Source organism: Planotetraspora sp. A-T 1434, from assembly GCF_025420585.1.
GTDB lineage: Bacteria > Actinomycetota > Actinomycetes > Streptosporangiales > Streptosporangiaceae > JAOEGB01.
Map to the genome: position 1 here is coordinate 19,330 of NZ_JAOEGB010000045.1, position 14,118 is coordinate 33,447.

The following is a 14,118-nucleotide window of genomic DNA, read 5'->3' on the forward strand; positions in this document are numbered from 1 at the left end:
AACTTAATCCTCCTAGCTATCGGTATTCCCGCGCCACCACTGAATCCTCCGGCGTTGCCCAAGGACGAACCTTTCAAGAGTCACACATGGGGATGAAGCGCTCATCGGTGGACGAACACGGGCGGTGAGCGGGCAGAGGAGCCGTTTCGTCCAGGTTAGGGCGGGAAGCGGTGTTTTATGCGAGTTGTCGTAATAGGTGCTACCGGAAATGTCGGGACGAGCGTCGTCTCGGCCCTGGAATCCGAGCCCGGCGTCACCTCGATCATCGGTGTCGCCAGGAGACTGCCCGCGTGGCAGCCCGGCAAGACCGAGTGGCGGGTGGCCGACATCCGGAAGGACTCCCTCGCCGAGATCTTCTCCGGGGCCGACGCCGTCGTCCATCTGGCATGGCTCTTCCAGCCGACCCACGATCCCGTGACGACCTGGCGGGCCAACGTGCTCGGCAGCATCCGGGTCTTCCGGGCCGTGGCGGAGGCGGGCGTGCCCGCGCTGGTCCACGCCTCCTCGGTCGGCGCGTACTCGCCGGGACCCGACGGCCGTCCGGTCGACGAGAGCTGGCCCACGCACGGCTGGCCCAACGCGGCGTACAGCAGGGAGAAGTCCTACGTCGAGCGCGTTCTGGACACGTTCGAGCGAGATCATCCCGACGTCCGGGTGGTCCGGATGCGGCCCGGCTTCATCTTCAAGCGGGAGTCGGCGACCGAGCAGCGGCGGCTGTTCGCGGGGCCCCTCCTGCCTCAGCGGCTCGTGCGGCCCGGCCTGATCCCGTTCGTGCCGGACATCCCCGGGCTGCGGCTGCAGACGCTGCACACGGAGGACGCCGCCCAGGCCTACCGGCTGGCCGTCATGCATCCCGTCTCCGGCGCGTTCAATCTCGCCGCGGACCCGGTCGTCGACCCGCCCGTGCTGGCGGAGCTGCTCAGGGCGCGCCGCGTCCCCGTGCCGCGCTGGCTGGCCACGTCGGCGGTGGCCGCGGGCTGGCACATGCACCTGATCCCGGCCTCGCCGGGCCTCATCGAGCTGGCCCTTCGGATCCCGGTCATGGACACCACCCGCGCCCGCACCGAGCTGGGCTGGCGTCCCCGCCACAGCGCCACGGACGCCCTCCGCGAGCTCATCGAGGGCGTGTACGGCGGAGCGGGCATGGCCACACCGCCGCTGGCGCCCGACGAGGGGCCGAAAGGCCGGATCAAGGAGATGGCCTCCGGCGTCGGAAGACGCCAATAGCGCCACCGAGGGAGGCTCCGATGTCGCTCGTCGATCCGGAATGCGTCCGGCGGCTGCTGGAGTCGGCGGATCCGGATGTCGCCTTGGTCTATGTCCGAGGGGAATGCGTAGTCCTGCCCGTCGACCAGATCGACGATAGGCACCAGGCGATGGTGATCATGCGGCGCGCGGACGTCCGTGAGATCCGTGCCGGCGGTCCGGTGACGGAGGAGCAGGTCCAGTCTCTGGCCCGATGCCTCGACAACGTCGCCCGCGACCTCGGCGCCTGACCGCGCCTTACCGCACGGCCAGTTCGATGACCGACAGGGTGCCGGCCGGGTGCGCCGCGACGACTTCGAGCCCGGCCTCGGCCGCGAGCGCGGACAACTCGCCGACGCCGCGTTCCCTGCCTCCGAAGTAGACGAGCATCCGAAGGTCCATCTCGGTGTTCACGGACTCTCCGCCGGCGCCGGTCTTCTCGACCACGAACACCTTGCCGTCCGGGCCCGCCGCTTCCGCGCAGCGGCGCAGGATCGCCCGTGCGGCCTCGTCGTCCCAGTCGTGGATGATCGCCGAGAGCAGGTAGCCGCCGGCGCCCGGCGGCAGCGGGTCGAAGAAGCTGCCCGCGGCGACGTCGCCCCGGTCCGCGAGACCGGCCGCCGTCAACGTCGCCCGTGCGGCCTCGGCGGTGTCCGGCTGGTCGAAGACGGTGCCCCGCAGGGAGGGATACGCGTTGAGCAGGGCGGCCAGCAGCGTGCCGTTGCCGCCGCCGACGTCCATCAGGTGGCCCAGTGATCCCCAGTCGTAGGCCGCGATGATGGGAGGCGCCCATTCCGAGACGTCGGCGCCCATCTGCGCGGCGTAGGAGGCCGTGCGGCCGGAGTCGGCGGCCAGGTCGTCCCAGAAGGGGCGGCCGAACTGCTCGGGGAAGCCCGGCTTGCCCGTCCGGACGCTGTGCAGCAGGTGGACGAACGCCAGGTCCGCGCGGCCGATCGCGCCTTCGATGTCCAGTATCTCCCGCAGGCCGCTCGCGTGATCGTCGCGCAGGGGCTCCCCCCGAGCGGTCAGCGCGTACCGGCCGGACCCGTCACGGGCCAGCACGCCCGCGGTGGTGAGATGCCGCAGCAGGCGGTCGAGCGCGTCGGCGTCGGCTTCCAGCGTCTCGGCGAGATCCGCGGCCGTCCGCGGTCCCGCCGCGACGTGGTCGGCGATCCGCAGGGTCGCCGCCACGCGTATCGCCATCGGCGTCACCAGGTCTGCCAGTGCTCCCAGACCGCCGCCGTCCTGCCGCCGATCGTCCATGACGATCTCCCTTCGCGTCGTGAGCGGCTCATTGTGCCGCTCCCGGCGAGACGGAGGCCATCGCTTTTCCGGTGATCCGAAGCTCGGCGAAGACCGCGTGGTGGTCGGATCCGGGGATGTCCTCGATGGTCGCGGACACGGCGGACGAGCGCCGGTCGACCAGCACGTGGTCGATCGCGACCATCGGGAAGAGCCTGCGCCCGGCGGGCCAGGTCATGGCCAGCCCGTGCCCGGTCTCCGCCGCCGCGTCGAGGTAGCCCGTGCCGAGCAGGTCTCTGAGCACGGCGTGGTCCAGCGTGGAGTTGAAGTCTCCGGACAGGACGCGGGGCACGCCGGAGGCCGGAGCGGGGGGCAGGCTCCGCACGCCCGCCGCCCATTCCGCGACGGTGCCGGGCACCGGGGCGACGGGATGCACGGCGACGATCTCGACGGGCGCACCGCCCGGCGTCGTGGTCTCGGCGACGGGCATGTGGTGCCCCACGGGCTGGAAGAGCCCCGTGCGCTCGGTGAGCGGCCTCTTGGAGAAGATCCCGGTGCCGGTCGGCCCGTTGCCGGTCTGGGCGACCCGGTAGGGCAGCAGGGCCGCCAGCCCCTCGGCGTCCAACCGGGCCTCCATCGACGGGGTCAGCTCCTCCAGGGTGACGACGTCCACGCGGAGGCGCCTGATGAGGTCCACGACCCCCTGCGGGTCGGCCCGGCTCTCGTTCAGGTTGGCCGCGAGGACGCGCAGCGGCTGCCCGCCGGTCCCGGCGGCGCCGCCGACGGCGCGCGGCACCACCCACCAGGCGAAGACGACGGCGACCACGGTGGTCACCGCCATCGCGGCCCGGCTCCTCGACGCGATCGCGAGGAGCAGCGGGAGCAGCGACGCGGCGGCGGCGAACGGCGTCAGCGCGATGAGCCCGATCGGGAGGCTGGAGGTCTCCCAGCCGACCGTCCTGAGCAGCCCGACGACAGCCGGCGGCACGACCCCCAGCCAGGCGAGCACGCTCGCCACCCGCCGCGGCCACCTCCGCGGCCGGGACACCTCGAGATCCGGTACGACTTCGTCCGTGAGCACGCGCACACCCCCGCGGCGACCCTAGCAAGGTCCGGCGCTCACCCGTGGTCGGCGCAGCAGGGTGTGGGGTTGGGGATCTCGGCGGGCGTGAGCCGCCCGCCGAGGGCCGGCATGGTGAGCAGCGTCATCCGCCCGTCCTGCCACACCGGCCGGACGTGGTCGTTGGTGACCACCTGCACGTCGGCGGGCGGCGGGTCGGTCTGGGCCAGCACGAGCACCCGGTCGATGGCCGAGCGCGCGAGCAGGTCGCCCACGGAAACCGTGCCCACGAGCTGGTCCCTGCCGGGGAAGAGCACGATCCGCCCTCCGCCGCGCGTCTCGTGCTCCGCCGCCGCCCGCGCCGCGCCGTCCGCGTCAGGCCCCGTACGGCTCTCGCCCAATGAACCGGAGCTCAGTGAGCCGGACACGCCCTCGGGGAGCAGGGCGAGATCGACCGGCGAGGGCACGGCGAGCGAGCAGGCCACGTGAGGCAGCCCGGTCCGGACGAAGTGGGTGCAGCCGATCACGCCGGACGGCAGGCCGAGCGCCTCCACCACGGTGTGGAGAAGGTGCTCGGCCTCGGTGACCGTACGCGATCGGGAGTCGATGCCGAGGATGGCCGACCCAGTCATCGGTGCTGTCATCGGCGGGGCAGGATCCAGATCGGGTTGCTGTAGAACCACAGGTCCTTCCAGGGGTCGGCGTCGCCGAAGACGTCGATCTGGGGCCCGTGGGGGTCGACCCCGGCGCCGAGCAGGCCCGGGGCGCCGCGGTTGCCGTCGGTGCCGCGAAGCCGTACGTACACGGGACGGTCGACGGCGCCCACGTTGTAGGTGAACGTGACGGTTCCGTTGTTCTTGCCGACCTCGAAGGACTGGACGACCTTGGTGGCGGGCGTCGTGAACACGTCCTTGTCCGACGCCGGGCCGGTGACGTCGCCCTGGATGACGTCGACCCGCGCGAGGGCCGGCACGAACTGCGCCCAGTTGGGCCGGTTGGCCAGCGTGATCTCGATGGACACCTCGACCTGGGCGCCCTGGCGGACGTACAGCGTGCCGCCGAGGGTCACGCCGCGCCGGTCCGACGTGCGGGCGCGGACCACCAGGCCGTTGATGAGCCCGCCGTGGTCGACCCAGATCCGGCCCTGCCGGATGCCCTCCATCACGGCGCCGTAGGAGAATCCCCTGGCCCCGACGTGGGTGCGGCTGTAGAAGCCCGGCCAGAAGTCGCCGTTGCTCAGGTTGGGGACGCCCTTGTAGATGGGGTCGTTGTACCGGCCGTTGGCGTTGAAGTCGCTGTTCGGCCCCCGGTCACTGGCGTCGCCGTACACCGTGTGGGAGTCGGAGTTGGCGGTGATCCACCAGGTCTTGCCCTCGGCCAGGAGGCTGTCCCACAGGCCGCCGACGGTCGCGGTCATCCAGTCGAAGCCGCCGAAGGTCTTGTAGCTCTCCGCCGGGTAGCCCGGGAAAGAGTCGGCGCTGGGGCTGTTGTCGTAGAAGCCGCGCCCGGAGCCGCCGCCGTTCGGCTTGGGGATGCCGGCGGCCTGGTGGCCGGGCGCGCCCTCCATGCCGACCGCGATGGACGGCTGAGCGTCCCGCCAGCCGCGGATCTCGTGGGGCGAGTCGATGCCCTTGCGGGCCGGGTGGTTGGCGAGGAACAGCGCGTCGTCGACGCGGCGCTGCTTGACGGCATCGGCCAGGAAGTTCAGGCCGGCGATGGCGAGGGCCTCGTTCTGCGGGGTGCTGGCCGTGGCGTTCTTGACCGCGCCGTCGAAGGCGTTCTCGAACTCCTTGAGCGTGGCCACCTCGTTCCGGCCGGGGGCGACGAAGACCGTGCCGTGCTCGGCGGCGGGGATGTTCCACTCCAGCCCCTGGAAGACCAGGGTGTCCTTGACCGCCTGCCGGGCCGCCACGATGTCCGGGTTGACCTTGTCCACGCCGATCTTGGCGTGCGCAACGCTGCCGTGGTCGGTGATGACCATCCAGTCCAGCCCGTACGCGTTGGCGTGCTGGACGTGGTCGATGACCCGGTACATCCCGTCAGAGCTGTGCTGCGTGTGGATGTGGTGGTCGCCCGCGAGCCACAGGTAGCCGTCCCTCGGCTCGAAGCGGTCGAAGTCGTCACCGCGGCCGGTCTCGGCGGCGGCCTGGCGGGGAGCGCCGAGCACCCCGGCGGCGGTCAGGCCCGCGCCCAGCAGTCCGGCGCGCCGGAACATCTGGCGCCGTGAAAGCTGCCCCGGCGAAAGCTCCGCGTCCGGCACCGACATGTCGACGACCGGCGCCATGTCCCCCTCGGTGAGCGCCTGGCCGTGCCCGTCGTCGTGGGAGTGGCCGTGGTCGTGGGAGTGGTCGTGGGAGTGGTCGTGGTCGTCAGAGTGGTCGTGCGGGTGTGCGTGCCCGTGGCTCATGCTGTGTGTGCCCCTTCAACTCCGCCGGAGAATCTTGCTCCGGCTACGTAGGCACCTTGGCGAGCCTTGCTGAATGAGGCGTGAACGCTCGAAGCCGCGTAAGGGTCCGGACCCTTACGGCTCACGCCGAGCCGACCGTTGGGGCGGAACACTACGGCTTATGTCCGCCCAGTCGCTGTCGGTAGTTAACGCACCGCGGCAGGAGGGTAGCTCGGTGTCATGGCATCGACACGCTCCGCAGGCTTGGTGCTGGGTCTCGGGATCGGAGGGTTCGTCGACGGGATCCTGCTGCACCAGCTGCTGGGGTGGCATCACATGCTCAGCGGCTGGTTTCCGCGCGACGAGCGGATCAACATGATCGGTGACGGTCTGTTCCACGCGGGCTGTCTGGTCCTTGTGCTCGCCGGCGTCGTGCTGCTGGCCCGCACCCATCCGGGCCGGGGCCGCGAGCTGGCCGGCTGGATGATCGTGGGCTGGGGGGCGTTCAATCTCGCCGAGGGTCTGGTGGACCACGAGATCCTCGGCGTCCACCACGTCCGGCACGGGGCGCACCAGCTCGCCTACGATCTCTCCTTTCTCGCCTTCGGCGCCGTGCTCGTGGCGCTCGGTCTCCTGGTGGCTCAGGTCCCGATTCGGCGGACTTCCTCTGGATGATGACGGCGTGTCGCTCACTAACCGTAAAATTCTGGAATCCGGGGCCGGACATATCGGACAGTAAATCGCCCTTGTGAGGACATAACCGGACCAAAGTATATAGACAGCCGGTGATTTCGCCGTCACGCTGCGTATGGTCCTTAGAATGCCGCTCGATTCCATTGCGTACACGGTGCGTCACCTGTGACCATGAAATGGAAGGTCCGGAATCCCCTCCTGCCGGGTCAGCGCGATGGCGCCGCTGGGATTCCCACGGCCCGTGGCAGACCCCAATGGAAAAGGGATTCCTGTACGGGCCTTTTATCATATTCACGGTCCAAAGCCGCGAATAGCACATATTGGGAGGGGGCCCACAATGACTGCTATTCGGCCCCGCGAAAGCGGGGAACGCCGTCGCGAGGAGCGGATTCACGACCCGGAGTTCGGCTCGTGGATAGGAGAGGTGGCGAGGACGGTCCGGGAAGTGGTCGACAGCACACCCCGGACCATCCGCCTCTGCATCCTGATCGCGGTTGCCGCCGCGTCATGGGCATACCTCAAGTAACGATGGTGACGCACCTGTGGTCGCGGGCCCCAGGTTAAGCCGGACGGACGGCCCCGGCGGCCCGATTTACGAGATCGGGACGATAATCAGGGCCAACGTCAACGCTTGACCGTTAGGCAGGTCTGGAGCCCGCGACCAGGCGCGGCTAGCGCGCGAGCATGAACTCGCCGACCTTCAGGGCGCGCTCGACGATGCGGACGTCGCCGACCCAGCCGTGCAGGACCTGGTCCAGCTTCCCGCCGTACTCATAGCCCCCGAGGAGCCACTGCATCCCGGCCGTGGACAGGCCGACCGCCTTGGTGGAGGGGTTGCGCGCGACCGGGCAGCCGTCGACGTACATGGTGGTGTGGTTTCCGTCGTTCACCACGGCCACGTGCCACCACGTGCCGTGTGTCAGGTCGTGGCCCCAGTTCGTGACCGGACCGTCCTGGTTCAGCGGGTAGACGGCCCACTGCAGTCCCGGGCCGTCCGACAGGCTGAGGGTGACGACCGGCTCGTCCGGGTCGCCCTGCGTCTTCCCCGCCTCACGGCTCATGCCCCACCGGCTGAGCAGGGCGGCCCACTGGTTCTGACCCGGATCCCAGTCATCGGGAATCTTGAAGAACGCCTCGACGGTGTAGCCGGACTCGAACGTGGCGGTGTTCAGCGGCGCGCCGGAGGCGGTCTGGAGGTAGGCGCCGCGAAGCGGCGACTTGTTGCCCCCGAAGTACAGGCTGCCGTGGCCGGGCTGGTCGGGGTGGTGTTCGGACGACCATTTGAGCACGTCGGCCGGGCTGCCGGGGACCGTGACCTTGGTCAGGTCGTTGCCGTGGCCCGACAGGTCCTTCACCTGGTCCGAGTCGCCGACCGGCGCCCCATCCCGACCGGAGCCGTCGAACCGCCAGTAGGCCACCGTGCCGGGGACCAGCATCTGGGCCGCCGGCCTGGCGGACCGTGGGGGAACCGGATCGAACCCGGAGAACCGGTCCTCGAAGTCGATCGCCACGGAGAAGTAGTCCTGCGACCCGGTCCGCTCGATCTCCTGGCGCTCCAGGACGTTCAGCTCGCCGGCGCTCTTGCCGAGGAGCCATGGCGAGATGGTCTCGACGTCGATGGTGTTCCTGGCCAGGTCGAACCGGTAGAGCCGGATCATGCCCGAGCCGCCGTAGTAGCGGTCCTGGTAGTTGGTGATGTGCACGTGGACGTCGTGGCCCGCGTTGTTCTTCTTGGTGGTCCGCGCGGGCGGCCAGTAGTGCCCGTTGAGGGTCAGGAAGATCTGGTCGTTCCCCGCGACCAGCTCGTTCCACACGCGGGCGCCGAAGTCGGAGAACTGTGCCTCGTCTCCGTAGTGCTCGACGTAGACGAGCTCGTGGATCGTCAGGATGACCGGCGTCTTCGGATGCCGCCTGATGACGTCGTTCGCCCAGGCGATGCCCTTCGCCGACGGCCGCCAGTCGAGGGCCAGCAGCAACCAGTCACGTCCGGCGGCGTGGAACATGTGGTAGCTGTTGTAGCCGTCCGGGGAGGCCCCCTTGAAGGTCTGCGACCGCCGGAAGCGCTGCGGGCCGAAGACGTCCAGATAGGGCGTGGGGCCGCGCTGGTCGTCGGTCGAGGAGTCGATGTCGTGGTTGCCGGCCAGCACGCTGTACGGCACGCGCCGCCGGTCCAGGATCTCGAAGGACTTCCCGATCGCCTCCAGCTCGTTCTTCTGGCCGTTCTGCACGAGGTCGCCCAGATGGGCCATGAAGACGATGTTCTCGTCGCGGGCGTTGTCGAGCAGATACCGGAACGACGCCTCGACCGGCTCCGGGTTGATGCTCGCGCCGTCGAAGAGGTACTGGGTGTCCGGCATCACCACGAGCGTGAACCTCGGGTTCTCCGTGTCCGGACGCCAGGACGATCCCGATTGTGAATCCTGGCCGGGCGTCGCGGCGGAGGCCGCCGTCGTGCCCGTCATGCTCAGTGCGGCGGCGCCGAGCCCGGCCAATCCCGTGGTGCGCAGGAAGGAACGGCGGCTGGAGGCCGCCTCCCCGCCGGGCTGCTGGTCGCTATCCATTTCTCCCCAATCCTTTAATACTGTCGCTTTGGTCCCTTTTGTCGCGATAGCACGTCAAGGTATAGGGAGCCCCGGTAGCGTTCGGCGCATCACTCCTCAACACGGCTGAAACAGGACATGAACACCCAGGGTTGTGCGCACGAGAGCGCCGGCCGTACGGCATGAGCGTTGCGGCTTTGCCATCCGGGACGATTGGGCGTTGCAGGTCTGGAAATGGCCAAAGGTAGACAAACTGCTACGCCTGGGGGTGACCCAGATGACTGACAAATATCGGCAACTCAATCCGCAGCGCCTCGACCCGACGGACGCTCCGTACGCCACCGACCAGGGCATCCGCATCGGCGAGACCGACAACTCGCTGCGTGCGGGCGAGCGCGGCCCAACGTTGATGGAGGACTTCCACTTCCGCGAGAAGCTCACCCACTTCGACCATGAGCGCATCCCGGAACGCGTGGTCCACGCCCGGGGGTCTGGAGCGTACGGACACTTCAAGGTCTACGAGTCGCTCGCGCAGTACACGACGGCGGAGTTCCTGTGCGACCCGACCCTGGAGACCTCGGTGTTCGTCCGGTTCTCGACCGTCGCGGGCTCGCGCGGCTCGGCCGACACGGTCCGTGACGTGCGCGGGTTCGCCACAAAGTTCTATACCCGGCAGGGCAACTTCGACCTGGTCGGCAACAACATCCCGGTCTTCTTCATCCAGGACGGGATCAAGTTCCCCGACTTCGTCCATGCCGTGAAGCCCGAACCGCCCAGCGAGATGCCACAGGCGTCGTCGGCCCACGACACGCTGTGGGATTTCGTCGGGCTCCAGCCGGAGATCACTCACATGATCATGTGGCTGATGTCCGACCGGGCGCTGCCGCGCAGCTACCGCATGATGCAGGGGTTCGGCGTGCACACCTTCCGGCTGGTCAACGCCGAGGGCCGGTCGACGTTCGTGAAGTTCCACTGGAAGCCCGTGCTGGGCGTTCACTCGCTCGTGTGGGACGAGACTCAGAAGATCGCCGGGAAGGATCCCGACTTCAACCGCCGCGACCTCTGGGAGGCGATCGAAGCCGGCGACTTCCCGGAGTACGAGCTGGGCCTCCAGCTGATCGCCGAGGAGGACGAGGCGGCCTTCGACTTCGACCTGCTCGATCCCACCAAGATCGTTCCGGAGGAGCGGGTGCCCGTGCGGCCGGTCGGCCGGATGGTCCTCGACCGCAACCCGGACAACTTCTTCGCCGAGACCGAGCAGGTCGCCTTCTGCGTGGGCAACCTCGTGCCCGGCATCGACGTCACCAACGACCCGCTGCTGCAGGCGCGGATGTTCTCCTACCTGGACACGCAGCTCATCAGGCTCGGCGGGCCGAACTTCACGCGGCTCCCGGTCAACCGGCCGGTCACCGAGGTCCGCAACGACCACCGCGACGGCTACCACCAATCGGTCATCCCGCGCGGCACGGCCAGCTACCACCCGAACACACTGTCGGGCGGCTGTCCGGCCCTGTCGAACGGGCTGTCGGACGGGCTGACCTACACCCACTACCCGGAGCGGGTCGAGGGCGTGAAGACGCGCAGGCGCAGCGACAGCTTCTCCGACCACTACAGCCAGGCGACCCTGTTCTGGAACAGCATGTCGGCGTGGGAGAAGAAGCACATCGTGGCGGCCTTCCGCTTCGAGCTCGGCAAGGTGACCTACCGCCACATCCGTGAGCGGGTGATCGAGAACCTCAACCACGTCGACCACGCCATGGCCGTCGAGATCGCCGAGGGTATCGGCGTCGAGCCGCCCGCCAAGGAGGCGACCGAGAACCACGGCCGCAGCTCGCCCGCGCTCAGCCAGGCCAACCAGCCCTTCACGGGCGTGGCGACCCGCCGGATCGCCATCCTCGCCGCCGACGGCGTGGCCGCCGGGCAGCTGGAGGCCGTGCGCGGTCCGCTGCGCGCCGCCGGGGCGGTCTGCGAGGTGCTCGGCCCGCGCGAGGGGGAGCTGGCGGGGCAGGACGGCCAGGCCGTGCCCGTGGACCACGCCCTCACGACCGTCGCGTCCGTGCTGTACGACGCGGTGGTCGTCCCGGGAGGCCCCGCGAGCGTGCACGCCCTGGCCCGGGACGGCTACGCCGTGCATTTCGTCGCCGAGGCGTTCAAGCACGGCAAGGCGGTGGGGGCCCTCGCCGAGGGGGTCACGCTGCTGGAGACCGCCCTGAAGACGGAGCGGGTCGGCGTGCGGACGGCCGGATCCGGCGAGGGCACGGTGACCGACCAGGGGGTCGTCACCGACCTCCGCCCGGTGTCCGAGGAGTTCGTCGCCGCGTTCACCGCCGCCGTCGCCGCTCATCGGCACTGGGAGCGCGACGCCGACGCGGTCCCGGCCTGACGAGGACCGGCCCGGCCGTACCGCTGAGCCCGTGATGAGCCCGGGTGAACCGTGCTGAACCCGGGGTGGGCGCGGCGGTCTACAGGGTCGTCTGCACGCTGGGTCTACACGTTTGTGCGCGCCGGGGCGGCCAGGCGGATGGACAGGCGGATCCGCGACCGGCCGGGCGACTGGTCGACGCTGACCGCGTCGCAGAGCCTGTTGATCAGCCACAGGCCGTAGCCCCGGTTGCCGCGGCCCGGGGGCTGGTCACGGGGCACGTCCGCCGGGCTGAGAAGACCGGCGTTGTCGACCACCTCGACCGCCACGGAGGCGTCGTCGCGCCAGATCGCCAGCGTGCCCACTCCGCCCCCGTGTTCCAGGACGTTGATGGCGGCCTCGTTCGCGGCGATGACCAGGTCGTCCAGGCGTGTGCCCGTCAGGCCCGCCTCGGCGGCGTAACGCTGGATGTGCTCGCGCAACGCGGCGAGGTCATCGGTGATCGGCCACTGCCGGTGAGTCGGCAACCCGTCCTCCTCGAGGCTCCTATTCAGGTCCACGTTTCGGCCCCAAAGCCTCCGCGACGCCTGGTTGCACCGCGAACGCGTGAATCAGCCCGGTCACCCGGAAGATCCGGGTGAGCCTGGCGTTGAGACCGGCGAGTGTGACGGATCCGCCGCGCTCCTGCAGAAGCTTACGGATCGCCAGCAGGATCCTGATGCCGGTCGAGTCGCAGAAATCCAAGCCGGCCATATCGAGGACGAGGCCGCCGTGCTCAGGGGCGAGCGCGGCCTGCAGGTCGTCGCGGAGTCGCTCGGCGTTGGAGAAGTCCAGTGACCCGTTGAGCGCCATGACAAGCACGTCGCCGGGAGGGTCGACGGGAACACGGGTGAGATGCACTGGGGCGGTCACTGGGACACCTCGGAAGACGTTCGGGACGCGAAAGACGACAGAGAAGGCGACAACACAGAAGACGACGACGCCGATGATGTCGGCGGCGCGGCGGCGGGCACGGTCAGAGCCAGGATGGCGGTGTCGTCGGCCAGGCCGGGGCCGAATCCGGTCAAGAGGTTCTGGATCTCTGACACCAGCCGTTGGGCGTTCGTCCCGGCGAGGGTCGCGGCGAGCTCGGCCAGCCGGTCCTCGCCGAACAGGTGGCCGCCCGGCAGGCGGGCCTCGGTGAGGCCGTCGGTGTAGAGCAGCAGGCCGTCGCCAGGGCCCAGGTGGAAGGTCACCGACTCGAAGCTCGGGGTGGTGAAGAGGCCGACCAGCAGCCCTCCGGCAGGGTGGACCAGCTCGACCGCGCCGCTCGCGCGGACCGCGAGCGCGGGCGGATGGCCGCCTCCCGCGAGGGTCACGGAGAACCCGTCCTCGACCGGGGTGATCACACCGAACAACACCGTGCAGTAGGTCGGGTCGTCGGCGTCGTACTCCTGCAGCAGCACCGTGTTGAGGTTGTGGAGCACGGCCACCGGATCGGGGTCGTAGATCGCGGCGGCGCGCAGGGTGTACCGGGTGAGCGAGGTCAGCGCGGCGGCGGGGGCGCCCTTGCCGCACACGTCCCCGAGGAAGAACGCCCAGCGCCCGTCGTCGAGGTGGAACACGTCGTAGAAGTCGCCGCCGAGCTGGTCGGGCGAGGCGACGTGGTAGAGCGTGGCGCTCTCCATCCCCGGCACGGACGGCAGCGCCGGAGGCAGCAGCGTGCGCTGGAGGGTGGCGGTGATCGTCTCCAGCCTCAGTTGTTCCTGCTCCGCCTGAAGCCTGCGCTCGCGCTCGGCCCGCACGGTGGTCATGGCCGTCAGCCGCAACTCCAGCTCGTCCATCACGATCCCGGCCAGCTCGGAGAGCACCTCGACCGCTTCGGGATCGATCTCCCGGGGTTTGACGTCCAGCACGTTGATCGTGCCGAGCCGGTAGCCGTCGGCGGTCGTGATCGGCGCCGCGGCGTAGAACCGCACGCCGAGCTCGCCGTGCACCAGCGGGTTGTCAAGCGTCCGCGGGTCGTGCAGGGCGTCGGTGACCACGTAGGGGCAGTTCTCCATGATCGCTGAAGCGCAGAGGCCCGGGTCGCGGCCGATCTGCCGGATCCCCTCGGGGAGGCCCTGCTGCGCCTTGAACCAGATCCGGTCCTCGTCGACGATGGTCACCGTGGCGATCGGCACGTCGAACAGGCGGGCGGCGAGCGCCGCCACTCGATCGAACGCCCCGTCCGGCGGGGTGTCGAGGATGTTGTAACGGCGAACCGCGGCCAGCCGTGCCGGCTCATCGTCCACAGAGACCACGGGGGTCTCGGTCAGGGTCACATTGCCTCGAATCCCGCACAAGGGTGCCTGCCGTCAGGGGGATGGCAACAGTTGATAAGCACCGATATGACCGCCATATCTTACAACCGGACGGGCGGCCGTCGTTTTGGCTTGTCAGAGGCGGGTAAGGCTACGCTGCTGCACCACGACGAGGGCATGGACAAGGGCATGGACGAGGGCTGTCTGCCGGACACACATGTCCCGTCACCCAAAGCGGCCGAGGCGGTCTTCCATGTGCCGCACCTCCGCTTTGTCCATTCTCCTTCGGAAGCGGACGCATGCGAGGG

General features: G+C 69.5%; 14 protein-coding genes. 6 read left to right on the top strand and 8 right to left on the bottom strand.

The features are described from left to right. Positions 1–177: 177 nt before the first annotated feature. Both N5079_RS34015 and N5079_RS34020 read left to right on the top strand, forming a co-directional pair. The gene (locus N5079_RS34015; protein ID WP_261588332.1) at positions 178–1,227 is read left to right on the top strand and encodes an NAD-dependent epimerase/dehydratase family protein; all 1,050 of its coding nucleotides are present in this window, start codon (positions 178–180) and stop codon (positions 1,225–1,227) included. 20 nt (positions 1,228–1,247) lie between these two features. Next, positions 1,248–1,496, top strand: coding sequence for a hypothetical protein (locus N5079_RS34020; RefSeq protein ID WP_261588333.1), 249 nt, complete (start codon positions 1,248–1,250; stop codon positions 1,494–1,496). A 7-nt stretch (positions 1,497–1,503) separates the two neighbouring features. Here the strand turns inward: N5079_RS34020 and N5079_RS34025 are convergent, their stop codons facing one another. From N5079_RS34025 to N5079_RS34040, 4 genes are read right to left on the bottom strand one after another with little or no spacing between them, the layout of a single operon-like run. Further along, positions 1,504–2,508, bottom strand: a complete 1,005-nt coding sequence (locus N5079_RS34025; protein WP_261588334.1) for a methyltransferase — start codon at positions 2,506–2,508, stop codon at positions 1,504–1,506. Positions 2,509–2,536: 28 nt separating this feature from the next. Then, entirely contained in the window at positions 2,537–3,568 is a 1,032-nt protein-coding gene (locus N5079_RS34030) for an endonuclease/exonuclease/phosphatase family protein (protein WP_261588335.1), read from the bottom strand. Between the two features lie 38 nt (positions 3,569–3,606). Next, positions 3,607–4,191, bottom strand: a complete 585-nt coding sequence (locus N5079_RS34035) for a hypothetical protein (protein WP_261588336.1) — start codon at positions 4,189–4,191, stop codon at positions 3,607–3,609. Continuing rightward, positions 4,188–5,954, bottom strand: a complete 1,767-nt coding sequence (locus tag N5079_RS34040; RefSeq protein WP_261588337.1) for a PHP domain-containing protein — start codon at positions 5,952–5,954, stop codon at positions 4,188–4,190. The genes N5079_RS34035 and N5079_RS34040 overlap by 4 nt, the downstream gene beginning before the upstream one ends. A gap of 219 nt (positions 5,955–6,173) precedes the next feature. On the opposite strand from N5079_RS34040, the gene N5079_RS34045 reads away from it, so the two are divergent. Then, positions 6,174–6,608, top strand: coding sequence for a DUF2243 domain-containing protein (locus N5079_RS34045; protein WP_261588338.1), 435 nt, complete (start codon positions 6,174–6,176; stop codon positions 6,606–6,608). A gap of 355 nt (positions 6,609–6,963) precedes the next feature. Further along, complete coding sequence (locus N5079_RS34050) at positions 6,964–7,152, top strand: hypothetical protein (RefSeq protein WP_261588339.1); 189 nt, start codon at positions 6,964–6,966, stop codon at positions 7,150–7,152. A gap of 145 nt (positions 7,153–7,297) precedes the next feature. Here N5079_RS34050 and N5079_RS34055 read toward each other — a convergent pair whose 3' ends face one another. Beyond that, entirely contained in the window at positions 7,298–9,187 is a 1,890-nt protein-coding gene (locus N5079_RS34055; protein WP_261588340.1) for a LamG-like jellyroll fold domain-containing protein, read from the bottom strand. Between the two features lie 256 nt (positions 9,188–9,443). Here N5079_RS34055 and N5079_RS34060 point away from each other — a divergent pair, with 256 nt between their 5' ends. Beyond that, positions 9,444–11,549, top strand: a complete 2,106-nt coding sequence (locus N5079_RS34060; protein ID WP_261588341.1) for a catalase — start codon at positions 9,444–9,446, stop codon at positions 11,547–11,549. A 104-nt stretch (positions 11,550–11,653) separates the two neighbouring features. Here the strand turns inward: N5079_RS34060 and N5079_RS34065 are convergent, their stop codons facing one another. From N5079_RS34065 to N5079_RS34075, 3 genes are read right to left on the bottom strand one after another with little or no spacing between them, the layout of a single operon-like run. Then, a complete protein-coding gene (locus N5079_RS34065; RefSeq protein WP_261588342.1) occupies positions 11,654–12,055 on the bottom strand; it encodes an ATP-binding protein in 402 nt (133 codons plus the stop codon). 19 nt (positions 12,056–12,074) lie between these two features. After that, complete coding sequence (locus N5079_RS34070; protein WP_261588343.1) at positions 12,075–12,440, bottom strand: STAS domain-containing protein; 366 nt, start codon at positions 12,438–12,440, stop codon at positions 12,075–12,077. Beyond that, positions 12,437–13,831: a PP2C family protein-serine/threonine phosphatase gene (locus N5079_RS34075; RefSeq protein ID WP_261588344.1), complete on the bottom strand. Its 1,395-nt coding sequence runs from the start codon at positions 13,829–13,831 to the stop codon at positions 12,437–12,439. The genes N5079_RS34070 and N5079_RS34075 overlap by 4 nt, the downstream gene beginning before the upstream one ends. A gap of 66 nt (positions 13,832–13,897) precedes the next feature. On the opposite strand from N5079_RS34075, the gene N5079_RS34080 reads away from it, so the two are divergent. After that, a partial coding sequence (locus N5079_RS34080) for a hypothetical protein (RefSeq protein ID WP_261588345.1) occupies positions 13,898–14,118 on the top strand: 221 nt, incomplete at its 3' end.

Excerpts from the sequence above, each read along its gene's own strand:
- N5079_RS34040 (WP_261588337.1), bottom strand. The coding sequence starts at position 5,954 with ATGAGCCACGGGCACGCACACCCGCACGACCACTCTGACGACCACGAC.
- N5079_RS34015 (WP_261588332.1), top strand. The coding sequence starts at position 178 with ATGCGAGTTGTCGTAATAGGTGCTACCGGAAATGTCGGGACGAGCGTC.
- N5079_RS34055 (WP_261588340.1), bottom strand. The coding sequence starts at position 9,187 with ATGGATAGCGACCAGCAGCCCGGCGGGGAGGCGGCCTCCAGCCGCCGT.
- N5079_RS34020 (WP_261588333.1), top strand. The coding sequence starts at position 1,248 with ATGTCGCTCGTCGATCCGGAATGCGTCCGGCGGCTGCTGGAGTCGGCG.
- N5079_RS34050 (WP_261588339.1), top strand. The coding sequence starts at position 6,964 with ATGACTGCTATTCGGCCCCGCGAAAGCGGGGAACGCCGTCGCGAGGAG.
- N5079_RS34060 (WP_261588341.1), top strand. The coding sequence starts at position 9,444 with ATGACTGACAAATATCGGCAACTCAATCCGCAGCGCCTCGACCCGACG.
- N5079_RS34035 (WP_261588336.1), bottom strand. The coding sequence starts at position 4,191 with ATGACAGCACCGATGACTGGGTCGGCCATCCTCGGCATCGACTCCCGA.
- N5079_RS34045 (WP_261588338.1), top strand. The coding sequence starts at position 6,174 with ATGGCATCGACACGCTCCGCAGGCTTGGTGCTGGGTCTCGGGATCGGA.
- N5079_RS34025 (WP_261588334.1), bottom strand. The coding sequence starts at position 2,508 with ATGGACGATCGGCGGCAGGACGGCGGCGGTCTGGGAGCACTGGCAGAC.